Raw genomic sequence first — 15,854 nt, 5'->3', positions numbered from 1 at the left:
TCACACAAGATGCGGGCGGCTGAGTTAAGCGTCAATCCCCTTTGATCCGCGCGGTGGGGCATAGGCCATGGTCATGCGATCCAGCGCAGCGCACAGCGCTCGCCGCGCCGATGTAACATTGTCGCCATAGACCGACCACCCATGCGCAGACAGCACGGCACTGACCGTCATCCCACCCAAGCAGACAGCATCAACGAGCGCCCTGTCACGGATACCGGCCCTTGTGCCGCGCTGCGATGGGCGGATGCGGCGAATTGCCAGCGAAGATCCGTCACCGATGGCGCGGTGCATGGCGCGGATCAGGTCGCCTTCATGGATGACCGTATCGATGAACGATCCACCTTGCCCGCTACCGCCGCCCTGAGCCTCGACCGAAGAGCAGCGCATGCCCGATGATGCATGCCGCTCGACAAGCATGGCATAGCGCCGTCCCGTGGAGACCTGCAGGGCAGAGAACAAAGGCGCCTGCTGCTCGCCACCCTTGCGGGCAGCGCGGCGTGCCTGCCGTTCCATCACGTCGAATGCATCAGCCGCACGGGCGCAGTCGCGGCCACGATAACCGACATGTTCCACCTTCCAGCCCGCCTCGCCTTCCGGCATCAGGCCCATGGGGCTGACAGCCACCATCGGGCCGCGCGCAGGCTGGGCGATCATGTCAGGGCCACAACGCTCAGGCGGGGCGGCCATGGCCATGCGATAGCGCAGTTGCAGCTGATCGATCTCGAAGGACGACAGCTTGCGCAGGTGCTCCATTTCACAGTGCAGCGTGTTGCAGGCCCAGTTCAGCGCATCCCGCAGGCTGCGAACCTCGGCCAGAACCGCCGCATCGAGATCCGCTGGACGCGAGAAGGTCTCCGACATCGCCATTTCCATCACCACCGCCCTGATCATTTCACGGCCTCATCGCTCATTTTGTTGCTATTAAACACGCCACCACCAGATGTTGAGAAAACGCCCCGGCCATCAGGGACGGCAGGGACGGACACATGGTTTTCAGGGACGGACATTGCGCCACGGAGCCAAAAGTTTTTCCCTTTCAGTTCATCGGCTTGCATGAAGTTCAGGGACGGTAGGGACGATGGGGAAGGAGTTTTCCGCCTACGCGTAAGAAATGGTTTGAAGCATTCCGGCATCATATTTGCGCGCGCGCATACGTAGGCCGCAAAATGCCTCCCTAGCGTCCCTAGCGTCCCAAAACATGCACCAACGCGTTGATTGCAAACGACTTCCCCCGGACCCCCGTTAAGGTTTCTCCGTCCCAAATTTTCGGTTTGCGTCCCTACCGTCCCGGCGCCGAACATCAATGGGGTGCGGGGCGTCTGCATCACATGCCCCCTTCATCGCCATAGCCGCCCATATCGACCGGCGATCCGATGATCTTGCCGCGCTGGTCGCGAGGGGCATGGCGCAAGTCTCGACCGAACATGTCTGTCCACCTGACGCCGAGGTAGAACGTGGTCGAGGCCTTGTGCGCCTCGAAACTGCGCCCGGTCGCAGGGTGTCGCCACTTGCCGGCCTTCTCGCCCTTGATGCGCTTGGCGATGGTGTTTGGCTGCCATTCCCCGAGGCCATCGCGGGCACGCCAGAAGTTGAACGCCTCGATCATGTCCTTGGCCATGATCTTGTCTGTCGGGTCACCGGTCACAGTGGTGCAGTCGGTCAGGAACTGGCCGATCGGGTCACTCTCGGCCCGGAACTCGGCAGTTGCCACCCGCACTTCCTCAGGCTCATCCAGACCGCCTTCCAGATAGTCGAGCAGGCCCTCGACAGCCCACCGCAGGATGCCAGGCGCCTCTTGCCTGAGCTTCTTCTGCAGATCCGGATCACGCTCGTCCTTCGTGATGTGCTGGTCAAAGGGCACCAGCAGCAGGCGGCGCCATATGCCCTCATCCGTGCCCCGGATATCCGGCTTGTGGTTGCCGCTGATCGTCAGCTTGAAGCACGGCAGGAACTCAAAGAAGTCCTGCTGCAACGCCCGAACCAGCATGGGTTCCCCGCCGGTTAGTTCCTTGATCAGGCCCTCTTGCCACTTCACCCCCTCATCGGGCTCACTGGCGCGCACAAAACGGGCGCCGACGAGTTGCACGAGGTCCGGAGTTGCATCGCCCCCGCCGCGCCGGTTCGAGCCCGTCAAACTCTCGATCTTGGCAACGGCAGCATAGTCACTGAGCAGCCAGGCCATGAGGTCAACCAGCACAGACTTGCCGTTGGCCCCGGTGCCATAGAAGTAGCAGAGCTTCTGCTCGCCCGTCAGCGCAGTCATGCACAACCCGAACCAGCGCTGCAGGAAACGACGCATGCGCTCTTCCGGCATGATCCGACGCAGGAAGTCATCGAACCGCGGGCAAGTCGCTTTCGGATCGTAGGAGTGCGGAATAATCTTCGTCAGCAGCTGATCACGCGCATGCGGAATGACATCGACCCGAGACACCTTGGAAAAGCCTGCGTCACCACCCCCATCAACACTGAATCGGAGCACACCAGAGGCGCAGTTCACGTCCAGAGCGCCTGCGTCCAGTTGATCGACCTGGCGAGAAAGCGCGATCGATGCCTCATTGATCATGTTGCCGATCGGCGCTGAGTTGCCCGCGTTCTTGGCGTGCCGCAGGCGCTGGCCGATCCTGTCCTGGACGCCAGACAGCACATGCATGATCTCATCGAGCTGCGGCTGCAGATCAGACAACTCGGCCTCTTGTTCCGGCGTCCGCTTGCTGGGCGGGATGCGCTTCAGTCGCGCAATATCGGCCTCGATCTCAGCACGCCGTTCGACCAGTTCTGCCCGATCCGGAGGCACCGAGATAAAGCGGACCTCCTTTTCGATCAGGGGGCCGAGTGTCTGCGCCTTTCCGCGCACCACGAGCATGTCTGGGTCTTTGACCCAAACCTGCCCACTCCAGTCATACCAGCCGACGCGGGGCACCCAGATCAGGTTCTCACCGAAATGGATGCGGAATCTCTGGCCATTGCCGGTGTCGTTCAGCGTTTGCTCGGCACATTTGGCGATCCGCGCCCAGAGTTCCGGATCTTCATCAGGGCCAAGCCCCGCCATTGGGTCGGCGGAAGGACGGGCGCGGCGCTCCGCCAACGGACTTATGCCCGCGAAAGCATCATCATCGTCATGGTCGCTCATTCCTGCTTCTCTCTGCCCTGCCGGGCTTCGGCCCGGTCTACGATGGCGCGCACGACCTCAGCGATCTGGCGCCAGCTTTTGTCGGTGGGTGCGGGCGGTGCGGGTGGCATCATCTTGCCTTCCCCCTGAACACGCCCTTGGGATCTACGCGGGACAAGAACGCGCGCTTTTCCGTATCTGGCATGCTCTGCCACAGCGCGACGAACAGCCGCTTGCGGGTTTCGGTCGCAAAGGCCGTTGTGCCCATGCGCCGCAGGCCCGCACCGACATAGGCCTCGAGTTCGGCCGGGCTCGCGATGTCAGCCCAGAAGGTGGCATCGCTGCGCATATTTTCCGCGAAGAAGGCAAGTTCCGGCGACCCTGCCCCGGCTTCCTCCAGGAACCCGGCCGCAGCTTCCAGCGCTGCGCGATTGTCCATCTCGGCAAGGCGATAGAGCGCGCGCAGGGCGGCCACCGCGACCATGTCTCGCTTCCATGCCCGAAACTCGGCCGTGGCCTCATAGGCTGAACGGATATCGTCCGCACTGGTGGCTGCCCCATCCATCACGCTGCCGCCTTCATCGGACGGTTTGGCTTTCCGGCAAGCCCGAGTTCAGCAATATCCACCGAGATCGTCGCATGGCTGACGCGAAGCGCCTCTGCCATCTTCCGGATGCTCATGCCCTCGGCGCGCAGCCGCTCCACCTGCTTCTGGCGTTCCGCCTTGGCATTTTTCTCGCCGACCAACCCAAGCGCGCGAATGTCCATCGTGACGGTGTAGGAGCTGATGCCCAATGCGGCGGTGATCTCGGCCAGCGTTGCGCCTGCAGCGCGCATCTTTGCGACTTTCTGACGCCTGATCTCTATTACATTGACCCTGCCTGTCCGCAGTCCGAGGCGTGCAAGGGTGCGGCGGACAGTGTTGACGGCCAATCCGACCCTTGAGGCGATCTCGTCCTGTGTCAGCCCATCGGCGACCAGATCGCGGATCACGTCATCCCGCTTGGCGATCGCCTCCCGGATCTCTGCCGCGCGGCCCGACCGCCCCCGCATCAGGGCTTCTTTCTGCGGAAGGATCGCGAAACCAAGCGCGCGGAGGTCTTTCCGCGCCGTGATGACATGCACGCCAACCTCGGCGGCAATGGCACTGACGGTCATTCCCTGATTATAGAGCGCCTGGACGCGAGCACGACGCTGGCTCTGCTGTTCCCGCTGCATCGCCAGCCGCTCTGACTTGGCAGACGTCATCGAGACGCCGCTGACTGGCTGCAGTCCCATCCTCTTCACGTCGAGCGCCACCACGCGGTTCGACAGGCACAGAATCCGCGACACTTCGGACATATAGTGCCCTGCCTCGATCAACCTGCGCACCTCCGCGCGCCGCGACAGTATGGCTGCGCGCGTGGCCGAGCATTCAGCCTTTACCCGAGGCTTGGCCTTGGGCCTTTCCGGATGCTTGATTTCAATCCCGAGCTTGGCCGCGACGGCCCGAACGACCTTGCGCGAAAAGCCAACATCAAGACCGATCTGGTCGGCGGTCCAGCCAAGTGCCGCAAGCTCGGCGATCCGGGCATTGCGGGCCAGAACAGCCGGATGAACGGCATATGGCGTCTTCTTGGCGAAAATGCTGGTGGGCGGCTTGACCGGCTCGAGCCCCAGAACGAAGAGGTCAGTCGAAATTGTGCTGGGATTGACGCCCAGCCTGCGGGCGATCTCTGACGACCAGACGCCCTCTGCATGCATCCGGGCCACCTCGGCACGACGCGCAGCAATCTCTTCCGCCCGGACAGGTGCCTTGCGGGCACGGATGTATGGCGCATCGCGCGCTGCCCGCTTTCTGGCCTCGGCATCAGGGTAACGCAGCTGGTTGGTCTTTGGATCCCAAACCGGCGCCTGCCAGGAACTCTTCCCAACTGGCAGCATCTGCACGGCGGCATCTGGAACCGGGCATCCGTAGCGTGCGGCAACCTCGGCCGCGATCTGTTGCTCGCGCGTCATGCCGGAACCACCCCGGCGGCAAGTCGCCATTCAATCTCCCGATCGAGATACCAGCGCGCCTTGCGCAGATCCTCGACGGCATCTGCTTTCAGGTCAGCGCGCCAGATGTACTTCACCGCATTGCCGAGGCAGAACCCCATGTGTTCGGTGATCTGGATGCACTCGACACCGCTCGGATGGCCCGTGTAGTGTGGCGGATGATTGACCATGTCGGGCTTTGTCATGCCTGTCCCCAGCAAATCTTTTTGCTCTCAAGCACCCGCAGGTCGGTTGCCCGACCCGCGGGGCTCGCACTCTCCAAACGGAGTTTGGGCGCGCCACCGATCCCCGCCGCCGCGCCCCGGTGCGGTGCTGACCCCGGGAGGAGGAGGGAGCCAGCGAGAAGGATCGAGTTCGAAGAGAAAGCGGGCGACGGCATAGCGCCGCCCGAGTCTTCCGCAGCACCAGAAGCAGGAAGGTGATTGCGGGCATCGGCACGACTGCTGCCGGGCATTTACCTGCCCTGCCCCAGATCGGCGCCGGAGAAATCGTCAGGCCACCAGCGCATGGCTTGCAGAACCACATCAATGTGCGGGCGCGAGAACGCCGTGAACCAGTTGCGCGCGGTCTGGACGGTCACGCCGAACATCACTGCACATGTTTCAGGATTGCCGCAGCGGCGGCGCATCACGCCCGCCCAGAACTCCATCGCCTCATCCCGGCTGATCTCGATCACCGGCAGCGCCTGAACCCGGCGCATGGCCTGAGCACTGCGCCCCCGCCCGCCCGATGGGACAAAAGCACTGGACCGGGACATTTGGCCCCGAGGCGCGGCAGACTGGCCGCCAGCGATGGAATGGAGGGTGCGAGGTGACATCAGGCGACGTCCTTATGCTCGGGCAGCGGGCCCGGTTGGTCAGATTGAGTGTCAGGGGATGGCAACCACGACCGCGCCGACACGGCACCGCTAGTCGCGTCTTCGATGCGAAAGGCCAGCTCATAGCCCGGCGATTTACTGCCGTTGACCAGTTCACTCATATACGCGACCGAAACGCCCAGCCTCTTCGCGAGGTCGGACTGTTTGGTCTTGGTTGTGGCGAGGAAGTCTCGAAGCTGGGTCATACCTCGTTAGTTTGCACATAGCGAACCGCCACGCAACCCAAAAGTTCGCTATGTGCGATTAGGCAATTGTTTGGAAAGATGGCATCAAGTGAACATGTCACTCAGGATCAGAGCACTGCGAAAATCCAAAGGCCTCACGGGCGAGCAGCTCGGTGAGATGGTCGGCGTCTCGAAGGGCTACATCTCTGAGATGGAGTCGGGAAAGAAGACGCCAGGGGCTGGTCTTGTAATCCGTCTGGCGGACGCGCTTGGTGTATCCGTTGCTGATCTGTATGAGGGCGATCCTGCCACTCGGGAAAGGGCTGCTATGGCAGCTCACCTTGAGGTGATGGAGCAGCTTCCACCTGAGGATCGTCAGGCGATCGAGAAGGCTGCACTTGGGTTGCTAGCGAAGCATCTCGGATCATCCTGAGGATGGCCTCGCGACTGTCGCAGGGCAGCTCTGCCAGCACGTTCTCAAACGCCTCGATTTTCATTGAATCCTCTCACGCCAATGCGGGGAACGATTCCAGAACATCACGGCAGTGTCCATCCTCTAGGTCCGCTGTGGACAACCTCAACGGCATCAACTAGTGGAATTCAGCACAACATGTTGATTTAGAATCAACAGAGATCAACATATAGACAGCCGCCTGGGTCCCGGTTCATGGTATTCCCTTCCGGTGAGCCGCACCGAGCAGGTCGAACTTGGTTTCCCAGTGCGCACGATTGACTAGCCGAAGGCTCGACACGATCATTTGCCATCAACTTGTTTCATGAGGACTGTTCCGTTGAAGCTGACGACCTTCTCTGCAGCTCTTGCCATTGCCGCGATGAGCACTCCAGCCACCGCCAGCGATTGCGCTGGGCTTGCGACCAAGTACTCGAAGTACAATGTTGCCGCGACCTTCTTTGACCGGACAAGCAAAGTCGACAACAGCACGCTGCGGCAAGAAACGGCGCTCTCCGCGCTCAACAACATCTTTGCCCGGCAAAGCATCATCGTTGACATGATGATCGCAAAAGGCTGCGAGTTGCCTGAGCCACCCGAGTTCGACATGTTCGGCCTAGTCAACGCCAACAACGGATAGACATCAGCGCCGGAGGCTCAACTGTGGGAGCTAAAGTGAACCATTTGAGGAGGCAACATATTGGCAAAGTGCTCACAATGCGGAACCAGCATTTGGCGCCTAGACAGCATTAACGGCATGTGCCCGAGTTGCGCCGCCGAAGCTGAGACCCGGCGCAAAGCACTTCTGGCGGCACTGCCAGATCGCAAGGTCCAAGAGGATCTAGCACTCAAGGAAAGATCAGAGCGCTCGAAGCGGCTGATCCTCACGACAGAGACATCTGCGCATGACCTGGTGATTGCTGAGCGCCTCGGCGTGGTCGCGGCTGAGTGCGTTTTCGGCATGCACCTATTCAAGGACCTCTTTGCCGAAATGCGGGATTTGTTTGGCGGCCGCAGCGAGGCGGTACAGAACACACTGAAAGACGCACGCAAGGTTGCCCTTGAGGAGTTGCGGTCTGAAGCCGCCGAACTGGGAGCCGATGCCGTGATTGGCGTGGACCTCGATTACAGTGAGATCAGCGGAGGCGGGAAGTCGATGCTGTTCTTGGTGGCGAGCGGCACAGCGGTAAAGCTGAAAGGCACAACATGACCGAAGATACCGAGCAAGAACTGATTGAAAAGGTCGCTCTCTGCAACCATGCGCCTGCCAACGATCGACGGTTCCCTAGCACTGCACAACCGATGTTCAACTATCTGTTTCAACTCTCATGCCAAAGGTGATTTGACTTATATGTCAATTGAGTCGATGCTCGAACGACTGGTGGACGAAGGGGACCTAATCGAATGCGCACCACAACTTCCTTCCGACGCTTGGGCGCGGGACTTGTACATTACGAAGGTGATTGCCGACGAGCTAGACTCTAACGGCTGGGAAGACGCCGAGCTTGGCTACCGCTTCGGTCAACTTCGGTCAGACTTTGACCGCTTCGTTGTCGGGGACCTGATCGAAGTCGCCTTAGATCCATACGACAAGCCGAAGAGCGCATTCATGGCAAGATTGGGCCCCACATCGAGAGGACTTTGGTCCATACGAAGCACGGAACCGCGTCCGGCGATCCGCGTCTTGGGCGCATTTATCTGTCAGGACACATTCATCGCGTTGTGCACCTGTCTTCGCCGCGAACTGGACGGCCCCAACGGGCCGCTATGGCAGCAGGCCATTAACAATGCCGATGCAAGATGGGCAAGCCTGTTTCCGGGCATAAAGCCATTAGTTGAAGAGGAAGTAAGCAGATATGTCTCGGCTAACGCTGAACCTGTCTAAGCCCAAGAAAGGATCGAAGATTGATCCGGTGACGCTTGGCTACATCCGCGGCAGGAATCGCAACAAGATGCACAGCTTCATTCTCAAGCTGCTTCGCGACTCCGGCATGACTAAAACCGATGTTGCCGAGATCCTCGGGAAGCGACCAGAGCAGATGACCAGATGGTTTGGCGGCCCTGGGAATATGACCATCGATACCATCAGTGATATCGTCTTCGCCATAAGTGGTAGCTTCGTTCATATCTCTGAGGATGATGCCCACAAGACGGCCCCTCCCAGAAATCGACGCAGTCGCTCGGAAAAAGAGGCGGCAGCCCCAATGCCGGGCGGCCATGTTGCCCTGAGATCCGTCTCATCGACCGCAGACACAAGTAACGCGCGGCCGACATTAAGGGTTATCGTCAAGCCAAACGGGCAAACTGAGATAGCCACAACAGAAAGTTCAGGAGCCCACCGGATCAAGCTCAATCCGGTGACGAGCGAAGCGATTGGATAGGGAAGCATGACGATCGATTTTGACGCACTGTTTTGCGAGGACATTCGCCAAGAAGCCAATGGAAAGTTCATATTGGTAGGCGTGTTCGCAGGGTCATTGCTTCTTGCCAGTCTGCCGGCCACGATCCGCCTGGGCGCCTTGGTGCGCATCTGGAACCTGCCAGCTGGCGCTCACCAGATGTCGTTACGCATCTTCGGTGAGCACCTCACTGAAGTGAAAATAGACGGCGACTTCGAGAACACGATCGACAATGAGACGATCGCGCTCGCTATCCCCCCGGCCGCCATCCAGATCGGCGCCCCAACCGCCATTATGATCGAGGGGAAGATTGACGACATCACCTTTTCCGCAAGGCACTACCTGAGCGTTCAGAAACAGCCCGCGTAACATCGATCTCCGGCTTCCACTCGCCACTCGCGCAACGATCGTCGCGATTGGCCCTGAGCCCCGCCCCGCGCGGGGCTTTTTCGTTAAATTGATCTCTCACACCGGATCCCCTTTTCGGCAGAAATTTGCACGGATCCTGAGTGATTCCCGGTGATACAACGAGAGGCCGCAAGCATGTTCGCCATGCGCAAACTTTTTGCCTTGCGCATTAGTTCGCAATGTGCAAACTTCAATCCATCGCAACCCGATGGAGGCCACCGTGCCACTTATCTTCATCTTCGCTCAACAGGCGCCGGCCAATGCGCCGGAACCACCGAACCTGCGCCCAGAAGCGAGCCACACCAACGCCGCCCGCGCCATGCGCATCCTGCGCGACTTCGCAGCCTTTCACGCATTGTCGGCCGCCGATCAGCGCGTCCTGTGGCGCTTCAACGCTGACCTGATCCGCGCATCCCGCAACCCGGTTGCCGCGCCCTCGCGCAGCTGGCCCACCGATGGGGATGCAGCATGATGGACAGCCGCCACCCCCGCATCGATACGCCCGCCGTTCACTCACGCATGGCGCTGGACCACCTTCGCGCCGCATGGGACTGGGCGCGGGCCACGCATCCCGCCGTGCAGGACTTCGACAAGGGCCGCCCCTCCCTCCGCGAGGTTGCCGTCAGCTCGACTTGGGTTCTGCGCGGTGACTGCCCCGATGGCCGCGAACTGCACGCCTGCATCTATGACGATGCGCTGCAGATCCGCATCGCTACGCCCGGCCCCTATGCCCCCATTGCCCATGTCGCGCTGGAACTGCCCGCCCGTCTCGGCGGTCACCCCAAGGCTGCCTGAGGCTTTCCGGTGACCGCCCTCGCGGGGGCGGCATCCCGAGACCCTCAGCCCAAAAGGATTTGCCCAATGTTTTCGCCACAAGCGCAGATCAATGCGCGCACCATCCGCAGGGAGAAGCTGAACCGCACTTGCCGCACCGCGCTCCAGATCGGTCGCGAGATGCTACCGTTCATCCCGTTCGCCTTTGCCGTGCTGCTTCTAGCCGATGGCTACCTGAGGCTGGCCTCGGGCGATCTGCAGACCATCCACGCCCAGGCCGAAGCGCTGCGGGGGTGGTGATGGACGCGACACGGGTCACCATCAGCGGCGGCGGAATGTCGTTTGACACGACAATGGGCGAACTGAAAAGCGCCGCGAGCAAGATCGGCCGACTGCCGATGAAGGAAACCGCCGATGATCGGAAGGTCAGCGACAACGCCTATTCGGTGACCGGCGCAGAACTGCGCAACTTCATCGAGCGGTTCGAGCAGCTGGCCGCCGAAAAGGCAGACATCGCGGATCAGCAGAAAGAGGTGATGGCCGAGGCCAAGGGCCGTGGCTACGACACCAAGGTCATCCGCAAATTGATCGCACTGCGCAAGCGCAAGCCTGACGACATCGCAGAAGAGGAAGCCATCCTCGAAATGTACAAGCAGGCGCTCGGCATGACCTGAGCCGCCCGCCCCATGCCGCGCGGGGCGGCGCCCTCCCCGCACTCCCTGTTGGAACTGCCCCGGCCCATGAAGCCACCACTGAAACGGGTCGGGGCGCATCTTCAGACACAGCCGAACACCGGAGCCCCCCATGTCCGACATCCCCGCCCGCGTCTCCAACGTCCTTTGCTTTGTCCTCAACGTCGATCCGGAGCGGGTCACGCCCGAGGCCAAGCTGATTGGCGACCTGGACGCCGACAGCCTCGACACGATCGAGGTCGTGATGACGCTAGAGGAAGAGTTCGGCATCGAGATCACAGACGAGATCGCCGAGAGCATGCGCACCGTGGGCGATGCCATCAAGGCCGTCACCCAGCTGACCAGCGACAAGAGCAAGGCGGCGTGACGTTCCGGTGCCCACCCGCGCGCCGGGTGGCATCCAGAGCGCCACTGGAGATCATCGACATGGACGAACCCGGCAAGCCCCAAACCCCGATCGGAGACCCAGGTAGCTACGCCCTGCCCGCCGCGCTGCTGTGTGCGGCCCTGCTGATTTTCGTCGTGGTCTTCGCGCAGCCGGAGATCGAGCCCCGCCAATGGCCCAGCACAGCGCAATGGGAGTGCACGAGATGAGCATCGACACGTGGCGCATCCTCGCGCTCGCTGCAGTGGCCGAAATGCTCAGCGAGCAGCCACGAGAGCCAATCACTTACCGATTGAGCCGAAATCAAAAGGCCAAGCCAGTCCGCAAGGGCAATAACCGAGACAAGGTCAAAGCCGCGCGCAAGCAGCGGAGGAAGCAGCATGCCTGACCGCATCATCACCCACCACGTCAGCCCCTATCACGCCATTCAAGGCACACCGGCCGATGTGCGCCGGATCGTCGGGCGCCTGCCGGATGATCCGCCGGAGTTCTGGAACCGCTGCGAGGAATGCCACCGGCCAATTGGATACACGCATCAGCTTTGGTGCCCCGAGGATGGAATCGTGACGGAGGCGCAGACCTATGGGGGGCGGCGTGTTTGACAGCCTGACCCTTTTCCCCATGCCCGCAGTGCAAGTCGCGCCGATTGATCCGCGCCCGCTGATCGTGGACAGCTTTGCCGGCGGTGGTGGCGCTTCGACCGGGATCGAGCTCGCGCTTGGCCGTGGCCCCGATATCGCCATCAACCACAGCGAATCCGCGCTGGCCCTGCATGCCGCGAACCACCCCGAGACGCTGCACCTTTCCGAGAATGTCTATCGGGTCGACCCGCTGCACCACATGCACGGGCGGCACATCGGCCTGATGTGGTTCAGCCCGGACTGCAAGCATTTCAGCAAGGCCAAGGGTGGCGCGCCGGTAAAGCGCAACATCCGCGATCTGGCTTGGATCATCCCCGGCTGGATCGAGCGCATCCAGAAGTCTGGCGGCCGCGTCGACGTGGTGCTTCTGGAGAACGTCGAAGAGTTCAAGACGTGGGGCCCGCTGATCGAAACCGAAAAAGGCCTGCTGCCGGATCCGGCGCGCTCGGGCGAGACGTTCCAGGCGTGGTGCAAGGCGCTGCGCAAATTGGGCGGCAAGATCGAGATGCGCGAGCTGCGCGCCTGCGACTATGGCGCACCGACGATCCGCAAGCGCCTGTTCGTCGTGGTGCGCTTTGACAGGCAGCGTATCGTCTGGCCGAAGCCCACTCACGGCGCCCCGGATTCGCCAGAGGTCCGCGCGGGCAAGCTGCTACCTTGGCGCACTGCGGCAGAGTGCATCGACTGGTCATTGCCCTGCCCCTCGATCTTCGACACGGCGCCACAGATCATGGCCAAGCACGGCCTGCGCGCACAGCGCCCGCTGGCAGACAATACGCTGGCCCGGGTGGCGCGCGGCATGAAGCGCTATGTGCTCGAGGCGGATCGGCCGTTCATCGTGAACCTGACCCATGGCGGGCGGCTGGAGAATGCAGCGGAGCCCTTCCGCACCATCACGGCAGCGCACCGCGGCGAAAAGGCGGTGGTGGCCCCGGCACTTGCCACGTTCTATGGACATGGCGGCGGTCGCGGTACTCGCGCTGCCGATCTGCAACAGCCTCTGCGCACAGTGACGGTGGAGAACCGCCATGCGCTGATCGCACCGACGCTTGCAAACGTCGCCAATGGGAAGACGACCGGTCGCGGGCCGAACGCCTGGCCGATCACGGACGCCCTTCGGACAATTACGGGCGCGAACGGACATGCGCTCGTAACACCTTACCTCGCCAGCATTGCCCACGGCTACAGCGGCGGTCGGCGGGAATACCCGCTCACGGATCCGCTTGGCACTGTGCCCGTGGGTGGCATCCAGCATGCGGTTCTTGCCCCGTTCCTGGCAACGATGCGTAACAGCCAGAAGCCTTGGCAGGGTGCCGACGAACCGACCCACACAGTCACCGCTGGCGGCGCAGGTCTGACACTCATCGCCCCTGTCCTGACCTATGCCCAGCAGGGCGGAGGCAACCGGCCCGCGTCCGATCCGCATCACACCATCTGCGCCAGCCGCAAGGATCAGAACAGCTTGATCGCCGCGACCATGGTTCACATCGGCAATGGCGAACGCCAAGGCCAGCAGCCGCGCGCGCTCGACATTGAGGCGCCGCTGAATACCGTGGTCGCAAGCGGTGTGCGGCAGTACCCTGTTGCCGCCTTCCTCGCCCAGCAGAACGGCGGGCCCCGCATGGAGGCACACAGCGGGCGAGATGCGCGCGAGCCGATTAGCACTGTGACAGGCAGCGGCAGCCATCAGACGCCCATCGCCGCGTTCTTCGCCAAATACTACGGCACAGGCGACGGCGCACGGTCGGACGAGCCCTGCCACACGATCACGGTCAAAGACCGCATGGGGCACATTCAGGCCGATCTGGCCGCCCCGCCGTTCGGCCCCGAGCATCACGACCGGGCCCGCGAGGTGGCCGAGTTCCTGCGCGCCCATGGCGCTTGGGAAGGTGGCGAGTATGTCACGCTCTCGATCGACGGGCAGGACTTCGTGGTGGTCGATATCGGCATGCGGATGCTGACCCCGCGCGAGCTGTTCAACGCCCAGGGCTTCCCGCCTGACTATGTGATCGAAGGCGTCTGGACGGGCACCGATACCGACCACCCGAAATGGAACCCCTTCCCCGGCCACGTCCAGGTGAGCTGCTGCGGCAACAGCGTTTGCCCACCGCTGGCCGAGGCGCTGGTGCGGGCCAACTGCGGCCATCTGGCCGTCGAACAGATCAGAGGTGCAGCATGACCCACATCACCCCAGCCATGCGAGACGCTGCAGAACTCATGCGCGCCCGCTTCACCTATCGCCGTGACAGCAAGATCGACAAATGGGTGATCATCGACCCGAAGACAGACAAGATCGTCGGCGACTGCGAGGACTTTGCACTGACCACCCTTGCCGCGACCTTGGGCAGCAAGAAGGCTGCCAAGCAGGCCCTGTGGCGTGGCGATGCGCAGATCATCTACACCAAGTTCAACGGCGGCGGGCATGCAGTCCTGTTCTACAACGGGCATTACATCGACAACGTGCACCCATATTGGTCGGACACCTGGCGCTACGGGACCAAGATCGCCTATCCCCGGCCGGTCATCGTGGTGAAGCTGATGCTGGCGAAGGTGCTGTGATGGCGATCTGGATGGTCTATCTGATGATCGCGGCAGGCTTCATGGGTCGCGGGCGTGGTTTCTGGCGTGCTCTGCAATGGCCTGAGGAAGTCGGCGAAATGCTCGCGTCAATGTGCGATGCGCGGAAGGGGGAGTAAATGGGCCAGATCATGCGACCATCAGACATTCGCCGCGCGGTGTCCGAGTGGGTGGCGCAAGGCTTCGCCGTAACCGTCCAGCCTGATGGGACGATCACGATCACACCGCCGACCCCGAAGCCCTCGGGCGACGCCTTTGACATGGTGGATATGCGCAAGTGAAGCGTCACCTCCCGGCTCACGTCTACGACAAGAAGGGCGTGCTGTATTTTCAGCGGCGCGGCCAGAAAACAACCAGAATGCAGCACCAGCCCGGTACCAAGGAATTTGCCTTGGAATACGCGGCCTTGATGAATGGTGCTCAACCAGTTGTGCAGACCGGAAAGACGTTCTCGGCACTGATCGCCAGCTACATTGGAAGCCAGCGCTATCGGAAGTTGGCACCGCGCACAGGGCGGGACTATGACAAGGTGCTGGACTGGGCCAAGGCAAAGCTCGGCCCACTGCCGGTGGCGAACATGCAGCGCAAGGACGTGATCCGCGCAAGAGACGCAAATGCCGAAACTGTGAGGTTTGCCAACTACATCGTTCAGGTTCTTCGTATTCTGATGGAACACGCCGTCGATATTGGATGGCGTCAGGACAACCCGGCAAAGGGGGTGTCGCTGCTCAAGGCGGATACGGCGCCGCGCGAGGCGTGGCCGGTCGACAAGATCGAGGCGTTCCGCACCGCAGCTGATGGGCGTGCGCGCCTGATCTTCGAGCTGTGCCTTGGCACGGGGCAGCGCATTGGCGACGTGCTCAAGATGCGCTGGAGCGATATCGAGGGTGATGGGATCAAGGTCACGCAGGGCAAGACGGGTGCCGTTCTATGGGTGCCTTTCACGCCGCAACTGCGCGAGGTGCTGGCATCCACACAGAAAGTGGGCGTGACGATCTGCGCATGGGGGCGCGGTAAGCCGACAAGCTATCGCGGCGCGGCCGACATGGTGATGAGCGTGAGGCGAGAGATTGGCGCCGAAGCCTACGACCTGCACGGGCTGCGCTATTCAGCGGCGGCAGAACTGGCAGCTCTCGGGTGCAGCGATGAATTGATCATGGCCGTGACCGGGCACGCGACGTCAGCAATGGTGAGGAAATACGCCGGTCCAGCACGACAGGTGGCGCGGGCAAAAGAGGCGCAGAGCAAGCGGAACTAACGCCGCAACATTCCGTTTTTGTTTCCGATTGGTTCCGGGGTTTTCTCAACGCATTTCTGCGTGAAATCAGGGCATTGCTTGT

The 15,854-nt window shown here is 61.8% G+C and carries 27 protein-coding genes; 19 read left to right on the top strand and 8 right to left on the bottom strand.

Annotated elements, in window-relative coordinates:
• Positions 1-24: 24 nt before the first annotated feature.
• The 8 genes from FQU74_RS05805 to FQU74_RS05775 form a co-directional block, all read right to left on the bottom strand.
• The gene (locus tag FQU74_RS05805) at positions 25-891 is read right to left on the bottom strand and encodes a hypothetical protein (RefSeq protein ID WP_146285467.1); all 867 of its coding nucleotides are present in this window, start codon (positions 889-891) and stop codon (positions 25-27) included.
• Entirely contained in the window at positions 888-1,055 is a 168-nt protein-coding gene (locus FQU74_RS19490) for a hypothetical protein (protein WP_206665000.1), read from the bottom strand. The genes FQU74_RS05805 and FQU74_RS19490 overlap by 4 nt, the downstream gene beginning before the upstream one ends.
• 269 nt (positions 1,056-1,324) lie before the next feature.
• Positions 1,325-3,130, bottom strand: coding sequence for a DNA primase family protein (locus tag FQU74_RS05800; RefSeq protein WP_146285466.1), 1,806 nt, complete (start codon positions 3,128-3,130; stop codon positions 1,325-1,327).
• Between the two features lie 109 nt (positions 3,131-3,239).
• Complete coding sequence (locus FQU74_RS19580; protein ID WP_229704313.1) at positions 3,240-3,674, bottom strand: hypothetical protein; 435 nt, start codon at positions 3,672-3,674, stop codon at positions 3,240-3,242.
• A complete protein-coding gene (locus FQU74_RS05790; RefSeq protein ID WP_146285465.1) occupies positions 3,674-5,107 on the bottom strand; it encodes a helix-turn-helix domain-containing protein in 1,434 nt (477 codons plus the stop codon). Before FQU74_RS05790 ends, FQU74_RS19580 begins: the two co-directional genes overlap by 1 nt.
• Positions 5,104-5,331, bottom strand: coding sequence for a DUF3310 domain-containing protein (locus tag FQU74_RS05785; RefSeq protein WP_146285464.1), 228 nt, complete (start codon positions 5,329-5,331; stop codon positions 5,104-5,106). The genes FQU74_RS05790 and FQU74_RS05785 overlap by 4 nt, the downstream gene beginning before the upstream one ends.
• Before the next feature lie 269 nt (positions 5,332-5,600).
• On the bottom strand, positions 5,601-5,903 hold the full coding sequence (locus tag FQU74_RS05780; protein ID WP_146285463.1) for a hypothetical protein: 303 nt from the start codon (positions 5,901-5,903) through the stop codon (positions 5,601-5,603).
• Between the two features lie 59 nt (positions 5,904-5,962).
• On the bottom strand, positions 5,963-6,208 hold the full coding sequence (locus FQU74_RS05775) for a helix-turn-helix transcriptional regulator (protein ID WP_146285462.1): 246 nt from the start codon (positions 6,206-6,208) through the stop codon (positions 5,963-5,965).
• A gap of 94 nt (positions 6,209-6,302) precedes the next feature.
• Between FQU74_RS05775 and FQU74_RS05770 the strand changes: the two genes are divergently transcribed.
• The 19 genes from FQU74_RS05770 to FQU74_RS05695 all read left to right on the top strand — a co-directional run bounded on the left by FQU74_RS05770 (position 6,303) and on the right by FQU74_RS05695 (position 15,772).
• Positions 6,303-6,620, top strand: a complete 318-nt coding sequence (locus FQU74_RS05770) for a helix-turn-helix domain-containing protein (RefSeq protein ID WP_158635540.1) — start codon at positions 6,303-6,305, stop codon at positions 6,618-6,620.
• Positions 6,621-6,978: 358 nt separating this feature from the next.
• Complete coding sequence (locus tag FQU74_RS05765; RefSeq protein WP_146285460.1) at positions 6,979-7,278, top strand: hypothetical protein; 300 nt, start codon at positions 6,979-6,981, stop codon at positions 7,276-7,278.
• Between the two features lie 117 nt (positions 7,279-7,395).
• Positions 7,396-7,848 (top strand): YbjQ family protein, encoded by a 453-nt coding sequence (locus tag FQU74_RS05760; RefSeq protein ID WP_146285459.1) that lies wholly within the window; start codon positions 7,396-7,398, stop codon positions 7,846-7,848.
• A gap of 48 nt (positions 7,849-7,896) precedes the next feature.
• On the top strand, positions 7,897-8,523 hold the full coding sequence (locus FQU74_RS05755) for a hypothetical protein (RefSeq protein WP_158635539.1): 627 nt from the start codon (positions 7,897-7,899) through the stop codon (positions 8,521-8,523).
• Positions 8,495-9,019, top strand: a complete 525-nt coding sequence (locus FQU74_RS05750; RefSeq protein WP_146285457.1) for a helix-turn-helix domain-containing protein — start codon at positions 8,495-8,497, stop codon at positions 9,017-9,019. The genes FQU74_RS05755 and FQU74_RS05750 overlap by 29 nt, the downstream gene beginning before the upstream one ends.
• 6 nt (positions 9,020-9,025) lie before the next feature.
• Entirely contained in the window at positions 9,026-9,406 is a 381-nt protein-coding gene (locus FQU74_RS05745; protein ID WP_146285456.1) for a hypothetical protein, read from the top strand.
• A gap of 220 nt (positions 9,407-9,626) precedes the next feature.
• Entirely contained in the window at positions 9,627-9,917 is a 291-nt protein-coding gene (locus FQU74_RS05740) for a hypothetical protein (protein WP_206664999.1), read from the top strand.
• On the top strand, positions 9,914-10,240 hold the full coding sequence (locus FQU74_RS05735; protein ID WP_146285454.1) for a hypothetical protein: 327 nt from the start codon (positions 9,914-9,916) through the stop codon (positions 10,238-10,240). The genes FQU74_RS05740 and FQU74_RS05735 overlap by 4 nt, the downstream gene beginning before the upstream one ends.
• A 66-nt stretch (positions 10,241-10,306) precedes the next feature.
• On the top strand, positions 10,307-10,519 hold the full coding sequence (locus tag FQU74_RS05730) for a hypothetical protein (RefSeq protein WP_146285453.1): 213 nt from the start codon (positions 10,307-10,309) through the stop codon (positions 10,517-10,519).
• A 98-nt stretch (positions 10,520-10,617) separates the two neighbouring features.
• On the top strand, positions 10,618-10,893 hold the full coding sequence (locus FQU74_RS05725) for a DUF2312 domain-containing protein (RefSeq protein WP_146286220.1): 276 nt from the start codon (positions 10,618-10,620) through the stop codon (positions 10,891-10,893).
• 130 nt (positions 10,894-11,023) lie between these two features.
• Complete coding sequence (acpP, locus tag FQU74_RS05720) at positions 11,024-11,278, top strand: acyl carrier protein (RefSeq protein WP_146285452.1); 255 nt, start codon at positions 11,024-11,026, stop codon at positions 11,276-11,278.
• A gap of 59 nt (positions 11,279-11,337) precedes the next feature.
• On the top strand, positions 11,338-11,505 hold the full coding sequence (locus FQU74_RS19250) for a hypothetical protein (RefSeq protein ID WP_158635538.1): 168 nt from the start codon (positions 11,338-11,340) through the stop codon (positions 11,503-11,505).
• On the top strand, positions 11,502-11,684 hold the full coding sequence (locus FQU74_RS05715) for a hypothetical protein (protein ID WP_146285451.1): 183 nt from the start codon (positions 11,502-11,504) through the stop codon (positions 11,682-11,684). Before FQU74_RS19250 ends, FQU74_RS05715 begins: the two co-directional genes overlap by 4 nt.
• Positions 11,677-11,898 (top strand): hypothetical protein, encoded by a 222-nt coding sequence (locus tag FQU74_RS05710; protein ID WP_146285450.1) that lies wholly within the window; start codon positions 11,677-11,679, stop codon positions 11,896-11,898. Before FQU74_RS05715 ends, FQU74_RS05710 begins: the two co-directional genes overlap by 8 nt.
• Positions 11,899-11,917: 19 nt before the next feature.
• Positions 11,918-14,116 (top strand): DNA cytosine methyltransferase, encoded by a 2,199-nt coding sequence (locus FQU74_RS05705; protein ID WP_146286219.1) that lies wholly within the window; start codon positions 11,918-11,920, stop codon positions 14,114-14,116.
• A complete protein-coding gene (locus FQU74_RS05700) occupies positions 14,113-14,496 on the top strand; it encodes a hypothetical protein (protein WP_146285449.1) in 384 nt (127 codons plus the stop codon). The genes FQU74_RS05705 and FQU74_RS05700 overlap by 4 nt, the downstream gene beginning before the upstream one ends.
• The gene (locus tag FQU74_RS19245) at positions 14,496-14,633 is read left to right on the top strand and encodes a hypothetical protein (RefSeq protein ID WP_158635537.1); all 138 of its coding nucleotides are present in this window, start codon (positions 14,496-14,498) and stop codon (positions 14,631-14,633) included. Before FQU74_RS05700 ends, FQU74_RS19245 begins: the two co-directional genes overlap by 1 nt.
• The gene (locus FQU74_RS19240; RefSeq protein ID WP_158635536.1) at positions 14,634-14,795 is read left to right on the top strand and encodes a hypothetical protein; all 162 of its coding nucleotides are present in this window, start codon (positions 14,634-14,636) and stop codon (positions 14,793-14,795) included.
• Positions 14,796-14,872: 77 nt separating this feature from the next.
• Positions 14,873-15,772, top strand: a complete 900-nt coding sequence (locus FQU74_RS05695; RefSeq protein WP_158635535.1) for a tyrosine-type recombinase/integrase — start codon at positions 14,873-14,875, stop codon at positions 15,770-15,772.
• Positions 15,773-15,854 lie beyond the last annotated feature (82 nt).

Origin of the sequence: Gemmobacter aquaticus, from assembly GCF_007859075.1 — a bacterium.
Lineage (GTDB): Bacteria > Pseudomonadota > Alphaproteobacteria > Rhodobacterales > Rhodobacteraceae > Gemmobacter > Gemmobacter aquaticus.
This window is presented reverse-complemented; position numbering and strand designations above follow the sequence as displayed.